We start from the raw sequence: 7717 nt of genomic DNA on the forward strand, positions 1-7717 counted from the left end.
CGCAGATGGGGGAAACTCGCGCGCAAAATGGCATCTAGCACATCGCTCCCCTCCAGCCCAACACCCAACAGTGCAAATTAAGAAAAAGTTACGTTCATTCTATATAGATTACCAACCTCCTAGACATTTCCATTACCGGCGGCGTTCCCTTATTTTTGTTCTCTTTAACCCCCTACGTGAAGACATGCAGTTGGCACTTGCAATGAGAATGTATTGGTTTTTTGGAACAAGCCCTAACTTAAAAACCCCTCACCATAAGCGGTGAGGGGTCAACTGTAATGCATTCACAATGTGTTAGGGGGTGAGGTGTGAATGCATCGCATCAACACTTCGCTCTGTCATGTGACTTCGTTTTTATCTTGTGGTTGCACATCTAGAGCGAGTGTATGAGCGTCGTTTGTTTGAACAGAACCAAATCCGATGACCATGGCGACAAGAACAGCAATTGTAGCAACTCTTTTTACATTTTTCATTATACTTTCCCTCCAATATTGATTTCGTTTACGTTCGTTTCAAATGACCATGACAAATAGTGGTGTGCGGTAACGTAATCTTTTTGGTGAATGTAATAATCAGACAGCTCTTTCGTCACTTCTTTGAGTTCAAATCGCAGGTTTTTTCGCTGTAGCAGTTTGAGCGCTTTTTCAATAGCCTGATGACTTGGTTTATCCGACACATATAGTTCTCTCGCAATCAGGCTACGGGATACGTACTCTAGCAGTCCTTCGGGTTGATCGATAAGAGATCTCTCTACTTCATCTAACAGTTGTTTTCCTTTTTCATACTTCCCTAGCTTCAACAACGCGTATGCCAAGTTGAACGACGTCTTTACACCGACCGTCCGCATCCTTTGATCACCTGTACGTAATGACCATTCATACAGCTCAGCTGCTCTCTCAAAATTCTTAAAGCGAAATTCATTGTTCGCTTTGCTTCGAATCGCCATTGCCTTTGTTAGTGGTTCGTGATTCGCATGAAGGATGCCTTGTTCCGCATAAGCGTTAGCGCTCGCATGGTCACCCGCTTCTGAATAAATCCCAGACTTTAAAATGTTCAGGTTAGCTTTTAATTTATCATGACAACCTGACACCTTTATCAGTTCGTACGATCGATCGACATTGTGCAACGCCGATATGTTCTGGTCTAATCGATAATAGACAAAGGCTTTTCGAAAAAAGAACTCTGCCCGTTCGTAGGCGTTTACATGTTTCATATAATTTTCTGCTTTTCTTAGCGACTGTAACGCTTCAAAATAATCTTCTGTGTTGGAAGCTACGATCGCTTGCATGAAATAATATAAATAGGTAAGCGTTTTGTCTGTCAGCTCCAACACATCTTGCTTCATCTCAATGGATCGTTGGAGGTCAGGTCGAAAACTGATTTCTTCGTTAAGAATTTGGTGCTTAAAGTTTACCAGATCATAATAACTTCGTACTTTTTTTGAGACACTGCCTAAACACATATACTGATCGACTTGGCTTTTCGTTTTCCTTGCTTGTTTGAGCTCATAATGGGTTAAGTTAATGAACCATTCACCAATTTGGGTCAATACTTCAGTTTCAAAAGGGTTATTCATACCGGCCTCACCACCACAAGTAAAAATGACAACTCGTCTTCCATTACTTCCAATCCGCTTCATCCTCCTTTCCATCTTGTGGTCGCTTCGCCTTCGTGCAGTCTCCATGCTCATCGGGATCGTAGAAAAGAATTTGATCGATAGGGAGCCTCACAAATACAGAAAACCGATACGCCACATCGGCTCTAAAAAACAACCGATATTTCTCATAATGAATGTACTGCTTTTCTGACATGCCAAGCTTTTTCGCCATTTCTTTTTGTGTAAGTGCATTTAACTTCCGAGCCTGAGCAAGCGTAAACTTCATGAGACTCCCCCCTTTCTATGACTATTTTATTACATTTAAAATGCACAAACAACAAATAAATCAGAAAAATGAAGCATTTATTGCCAATTAGTGCATTTATACTGCAAAATCTGTACAATACTTCTGTCCCCTAGTACACTGCTTCTGAGGAAATCTGTACACGATCAGGCACACACGATATAATAAACACGAATAGCGTGCGTTAAGGAGGGTTAATTGTTGATTAAAGATGTCGTGAAAAAGACGCGAAAAGAGGCTAACATGACATTACGTGCATTCGCGAAAGTTCTGAACGTTGCGCCGACAACAGTGAGTGCATGGGAACGAGGCGTGAATACACCACGAATGAACAAAATTAGCGAGATGAGCGAGAAATTTAATGTCAATATTCAGGATTTTTTTGCGAGTATGGCTGATCCAGACCTTGTGCACCGCGAAGGATTTGATCCACTACATACGAAACATCCCCACTTCATCGCAGAGCAGGAAGCCGGATATTCTTACGTTCAGCTCCCTTATTTCCGAAACCTTGCTGCCGCAGCACTTTCGGTCATGACTGGAATTGTTGAGCAAGACCTGGAATTTGTTACATTACCAAAACAAATGATTGGCAATCATGCAGCGTCAGACGAATTGTTTGCACTCCATATTCAAAGCGAGAGCATGAACCAACTCATTCCGTACGGCTCCTTTATTATTTGCATTAAAACAGAAGACCAACATGTCGACGACGGCGATATCGTCATTATGAACAACGAGAAGCAAATGAAACTCATGCGGTACCGTTTAGTAGACGAACAAATCGTTTTTGAACCTGAAACGAATGATCCTAAATACAAAGAAGTACGCAAACAAGATTCAAGCGAAGCACGTATTATTGGCAAAGTCGTGGCCTATTCTGTGACGCTAACGTAAAAGGCACCGAAATCTCAACGGATTTCAGTGCCTTTTGTATTTAATGTTTTGTACCATCTAATGATTCTGTCCACGTTTCCAACTGTTTCCTTGGATAATATGTATTCCCGTTCACAACGACGTGGGGGACTTCCGCATGCTCTTCAATTAGACGCTTCGAATCTTCTTTTGAAAGCCCAATATAATGATGCACATGATTTTGCTTAATCAACTTCGGTTGCTGGCCAGCACTCTCTTCCATCATAAACTTCTCCGTCAGTCCTTTTGCCTCTGGGTTTTTCCAGTTCTTTAATCCGTCTCCGATAAAGTACGCAGCCCCGATCATACCAATGCCAATCCAAAACAACCCGTCCAAATCGACCACTCCTCTATGTATCTCATACAGTTTAAAGGTAACACAATATGAGTACATATTGATTGAAAACAAAGAAATTAGCACAAAGAAAAGGCGCATCATTGGCGACGCGAACTAAATTAAATATTCTGTATATAAACTATATTCAAGAGGACTCACCGGTATGGATTTTTTGAATACGATCGGTACAGCAAATCTCACGATGGCTGCCTTCCTCACGCTTGTTGCTGCAATCGTTTGGGCAACGGTACGAACGCTAAAAACGAAACGGTGCTACTAAGGCTCCATCTCGTAATATATCAAAGGAGCTGATTGTCCATACGATCACTCATTAGCTCTTTATTTAGCCTCGTTGCTGGGTTTATTAGTTTTGCTCTTTTTCTGTCTATTGGCTCTGATTTTTTTGCTTTTTTTTATGTAGTATCTGGATTTGCCATGATTTATTTTACCTTAATCATCCCGTTGATCGTCGTATTTGCATTACTCAGTTCCCTCGTGACGTTCCGCAACTTTTTTGTCGGCCTCATCGTATTTTTACTCGTTAGTGTATTGATGTCTCTCATTCCTTCTCTATTATTATCAGGGTCGCTCTCCGGCGAAGCATTGCTCATCATGATCGTGTTTATGTTTTTAGGCGTCCTATATTATAGTTGCTACTCTGCACTTTCCAAAATAACCCCATCGATGCCTTAAACATCGATGGGGTTATTTTAATTTGTCTTTAACGTCACATTCATATCGAGCAAGCGCCTCGTAATCAAATAGGCGATGCCGCCAATGATGAATGCCCCTAACCAGTATGAAAGGACAGTTAAACCGGTCACACTCCCGACGAAGGTGAAAATCATGCCCCCGAACATGGCGAAGCAGATGACAATCGCGACGAAGAAGACGGGCTTGAGTGCAGCGTACAAAATAAATTCCCCATTTCGTTCCGCCTTACTCCGTTCATACAACAAGCTGCCGATGCCGACGCTAATGACGAGCACGGTAACGGAAACGAACACATACACGAGCGGATGAATATCCATGTAATAGCCGATGCCCATAATTTGTGCAGGAAGCAACAAGTAGATCCATTCATCAGCAAACTGAACGTGACCGAGACCATGAACGTCTAAAAAGACGAGCAACAACATGGAAAACCCATACGGAAAAACGAGAAAGATAAAGGTGAGTACAATTTGCGACACCATTTCTCCAGAGATGCCTCCCATAAATAACGTGAACGCAAACGTCGCCATATAAGCAAGGACCGGGATCACATACATCTCTAGTGCTTCAAACTGAACAAGTAAATCTTGATAGTCAGAAAACCAAATGAGCAGGTATGATAGTAGCATATTAACTGTGAATATAATGAATATAGCACTCATACCGATCATCACTTTTGTAAGAAACAACTGTCGCCTTGAAAACGGGAGCGACAAACTAAAATCATGGCGTCTCGTATTACGCTCTAAGCCGATGAGCATACCGCCAAGGACGACGACGAGCAAAATCGGAAAGAACGACAGAATGTTCCCCGAAAAAATATCTCGCACAACATACTCCGTCATGTTGTTGAACACCATAGGGTCTTGTTGCTCCATTAATCGCAAATGCTGTAAATCCAGTATCGTACGTAATGGATAGATGAGAAACAATAACGTTGCAAACAGCGTCAAGATGAGCGAAGAGCTCCGCAAATCTTTCTTTAATAATCCTTTATTCAGCAATTTGTTCACCACCTAGTTTGGCCACAAACACATCTTCAAGCGTGAGCGGGAGCTCTTCATATAACAACGGGCCTGACTGTTTAATATCCGCTTCTAAGGTTTCAAGGTCCCCCTCCGCAAGACATGTATACACCCGTCCGGATTGCTGCAACATATATAGCTTATCGAACAACGCTGTCGGCATCTCCTCTCGGTACACAATTTGCCACTTGCGATACGTTTCTCGCAGTTCATCAAGTTGGAATATTTCCGCAATTTTTCCGTCTTTCATAACCAATACTTGGTCCGCAAGCGTCTCCAATTCATCAAGACGATGCGTCGCGATAAGAACGGAAACACCTTCTTTCGCCACTTCATCTAGTAAAAAACGGAGCAATTGTTTTTTGACAACCACATCAAGTCCATCAGTTGGCTCATCGAGCAAAATATATTCTGGTCGGGCAGAAAAAGCAAGAATGAGTGCGAACAACGCCTTACGGCCTTTCGAATAATGCTTTACTTTTTTTGCAGCTGGCATGTTAAAGCGCGCCATCAATTCATGAAAATACTCTCGGTCGAAGTTTGGATAGATGTCTGCGTACAAAGAGACGATATGTTGAATTGAGTAGCTCTTGAGCACTTCGACCGAATCAGACACGTACAGTACCGTGCGCTTCGCTTCTGGATGCAAAAACAGACTCTGCCCGTTTAACTCGACTCCCCCTTTGTCAGGGTCAAGAATAGTAACCATGGTTTTTAGAAGCGTTGTTTTCCCAGCACCGTTTCGCCCAACGATGCCCGTAACCGAACCTTTGCCGACGGTAAAAGAAACATCTTGGAGCACTTGCTTCTTTCCGATCTTCTTAGACAGATGCTTCACTTCAATCATGACTTACCTCCAAACTGATTGTAATAACAGCTCACCCAATCGCGCATCACTTCTCGGTCAATCCCGGCGTAGTGGCCTTCGAGTACGACCTGCTTTACCTTTTTTCGGATGTTCTCAATATCTTTCGTCATAATCTCGCCGATTGTTGGTTCTGCAATAAATGTGCCTCTTCCACGCACAGTCACAATGACACCTTCCCTCTCCAACTCTTGATACGCTTTACTTACCGTGTTCGGGTTCACAACGATTTCTGCAGACAGCTCGCGTACTGAAGGAATCTTCTCATCAACAGCCAAAACTCCTCTTGCCACTTGCTCCTTCACTTGATTGACGATCTGCCGGTAGATGGGCTCTCTTCCCTTCACATCAATGTTTATCATCGGCGCTCCTCCATATTTCAAGGGGATTAATTGTATTATTTGATATAGTACACTAAGGACATTGAACTGTCAATACATTAAAAAAGCGGTAGATCTCGTAAGATCCGCCGCATACTTCTACTGTTCGAGTACTTTCCAGCCGGTCATTTTTAATTGATCAATGTAGTCTTTAGCAGGCATCGTTTCGCGATCAGTGACGAGCGGAGCCAATGAGACGAGGCACTCATCATCCGAGTAGTTTAATGTAACTTTAGCTACTTCATAGCCATTGTGGAATCTCGAATCAAAGCCAGGGTCATCAATAATATCTCCTGCAACTGGGCGTACATTTGATTCATATGTTTTCATAAGTGTTTGGGTATTCTGCTCATTCGGCTCATCATAAACAGACGTGACAAAAACAATACAACGAATACGCATCGACATTTAGCCTCCCTTCATACGTCTAGTATAACAATGATGAAAGGCTGAAGGGTGCACGCCTCTTTAAGAGACGTCCCCTCCCTTCCAACATCCGACCAACCACTTCACTTAGCCCTCTCTTTTTAGCAACTACTTATTGTCTTTTTCACCTTATAACTTAACATCCGGCTTCTGGTTCTGTAGGATAGAGGGTGAGCGTGGGAATTACGTTCACGAATCTATTCAATAAAGGAGTACGTAACGAATGTCTACACATAAGCAGACTGCTCATATTAATCCTGAAGGTCAAGAGATTGCAGAAACAATTCTTCTCCCTGGCGATCCACTTCGCGCGAAGTTTATTGCCGATAATTATTTAGAAGATGTTGTTCAGTTCAATAGTGTGCGCAACATGTTCGGCTATACTGGGACATACAATGGTCAGCGCATTTCCGTCATGGGAACAGGCATGGGCGTGCCTAGCATCGGGATCTACTCATGGGAACTAATTAACATTTTTGGTGTTAAAAACTTAATCCGTGTCGGTTCTTGCGGTGCATTGCAAGATGACCTCGATCTTTATGATGTCATCTTTGCAATGGGTGCTTCTACAAATTCCAACTATGTAAGCCAATACCACCTTCCAGGCGACTATTCCCCAATTGCTTCTTTCGAGCTTCTCGAAAAAGCGAAGAAAATTGCGGACGAACAAGGACAAAAAGTACATGTCGGAAACGTCCTTACGAGCGATACGTTCTACAACGCAGATGAAACTGCAGCGAAAAAATGGAAGGATATGGGTATTTTAGGCATTGAGATGGAAGCTGCCGCTCTCTATATGAACGCTGCTGCTGCCGGTGTCAACGCCTTAACGATCCTCACCGTCAGTGACCATATCTTTAAAAATGAAGAAACAACGTCCGAAGAACGCCAAAACTCGTTCACGAAAATGATGGACATCGCCTTGAACTTGGCGTAAAACTAGAAAAACGTAAAAGCGGATGCCCGGAAATTCTGGGCATCCGCTTTTTTGCATGACAGGGCGCACTCTTGTACAGCCACTATCGTCACTCGAGGTGCCAATGCTAAACCAAACGGTATGCGGCATCCTTCAGTTGCAGACGATGGAATATTCTAGGAGATTCGCGATCTATATAGAATGAACTTAAGATTTTCCTGGTTTGCGCTGTTGGGGG

At 42.9% G+C, this 7717-nt stretch carries 11 protein-coding genes; 3 read left to right on the forward strand and 8 right to left on the reverse strand.

Annotated elements, in window-relative coordinates:
* Positions 1-338: 338 nt before the first annotated feature.
* From JCM19039_RS26845 to JCM19039_RS21040, 3 genes are read right to left on the reverse strand one after another with little or no spacing between them, the layout of a single operon-like run.
* Positions 339-473: a hypothetical protein gene (locus JCM19039_RS26845; RefSeq protein WP_255343751.1), complete on the reverse strand. Its 135-nt coding sequence runs from the start codon at positions 471-473 to the stop codon at positions 339-341.
* Positions 473-1639 (reverse strand): hypothetical protein, encoded by a 1167-nt coding sequence (locus JCM19039_RS21035; protein WP_042431029.1) that lies wholly within the window; start codon positions 1637-1639, stop codon positions 473-475. The genes JCM19039_RS26845 and JCM19039_RS21035 overlap by 1 nt, the downstream gene beginning before the upstream one ends.
* Positions 1620-1883, reverse strand: coding sequence for a helix-turn-helix transcriptional regulator (locus tag JCM19039_RS21040; RefSeq protein WP_042431032.1), 264 nt, complete (start codon positions 1881-1883; stop codon positions 1620-1622). The genes JCM19039_RS21035 and JCM19039_RS21040 overlap by 20 nt, the downstream gene beginning before the upstream one ends.
* A gap of 219 nt (positions 1884-2102) precedes the next feature.
* Here JCM19039_RS21040 and JCM19039_RS21045 point away from each other — a divergent pair, with 219 nt between their 5' ends.
* Positions 2103-2798 carry an XRE family transcriptional regulator gene (locus JCM19039_RS21045; protein WP_042431035.1) on the forward strand — a complete coding sequence of 232 codons (696 nt, stop codon included), beginning with the start codon at positions 2103-2105 and terminating at the stop codon, positions 2796-2798.
* A gap of 40 nt (positions 2799-2838) precedes the next feature.
* On the opposite strand, the gene JCM19039_RS21050 is transcribed toward JCM19039_RS21045, so the two are convergent.
* Positions 2839-3153, reverse strand: a complete 315-nt coding sequence (locus JCM19039_RS21050) for a DNA-binding protein (RefSeq protein ID WP_238545185.1) — start codon at positions 3151-3153, stop codon at positions 2839-2841.
* Positions 3154-3465: 312 nt separating this feature from the next.
* Between JCM19039_RS21050 and JCM19039_RS21055 the strand changes: the two genes are divergently transcribed.
* Positions 3466-3846: a hypothetical protein gene (locus JCM19039_RS21055; RefSeq protein WP_042431038.1), complete on the forward strand. Its 381-nt coding sequence runs from the start codon at positions 3466-3468 to the stop codon at positions 3844-3846.
* Positions 3847-3863: 17 nt separating this feature from the next.
* On the opposite strand, the gene JCM19039_RS21060 is transcribed toward JCM19039_RS21055, so the two are convergent.
* The 4 genes from JCM19039_RS21060 to JCM19039_RS21075 all read right to left on the reverse strand — a co-directional run bounded on the left by JCM19039_RS21060 (position 3864) and on the right by JCM19039_RS21075 (position 6539).
* Positions 3864-4871, reverse strand: coding sequence for a hypothetical protein (locus tag JCM19039_RS21060; RefSeq protein ID WP_042431041.1), 1008 nt, complete (start codon positions 4869-4871; stop codon positions 3864-3866).
* Positions 4861-5739, reverse strand: coding sequence for an ABC transporter ATP-binding protein (locus JCM19039_RS21065; RefSeq protein ID WP_042431044.1), 879 nt, complete (start codon positions 5737-5739; stop codon positions 4861-4863). Before JCM19039_RS21065 ends, JCM19039_RS21060 begins: the two co-directional genes overlap by 11 nt.
* Positions 5736-6119, reverse strand: coding sequence for a GntR family transcriptional regulator (locus JCM19039_RS21070; protein ID WP_042431047.1), 384 nt, complete (start codon positions 6117-6119; stop codon positions 5736-5738). The genes JCM19039_RS21065 and JCM19039_RS21070 overlap by 4 nt, the downstream gene beginning before the upstream one ends.
* 117 nt (positions 6120-6236) lie before the next feature.
* Positions 6237-6539: a hypothetical protein gene (locus tag JCM19039_RS21075; protein WP_042431049.1), complete on the reverse strand. Its 303-nt coding sequence runs from the start codon at positions 6537-6539 to the stop codon at positions 6237-6239.
* A gap of 247 nt (positions 6540-6786) precedes the next feature.
* Here JCM19039_RS21075 and deoD point away from each other — a divergent pair, with 247 nt between their 5' ends.
* A complete protein-coding gene (gene deoD / locus JCM19039_RS21080; protein ID WP_042431052.1) occupies positions 6787-7500 on the forward strand; it encodes a purine-nucleoside phosphorylase in 714 nt (237 codons plus the stop codon).
* The last annotated feature ends 217 nt before the right edge of the window (positions 7501-7717 follow it).

This window comes from Geomicrobium sp. JCM 19039, assembly GCF_000698145.1.
Taxonomy (GTDB): Bacteria; Bacillota; Bacilli; order Bacillales; family Marinococcaceae; genus Geomicrobium_A.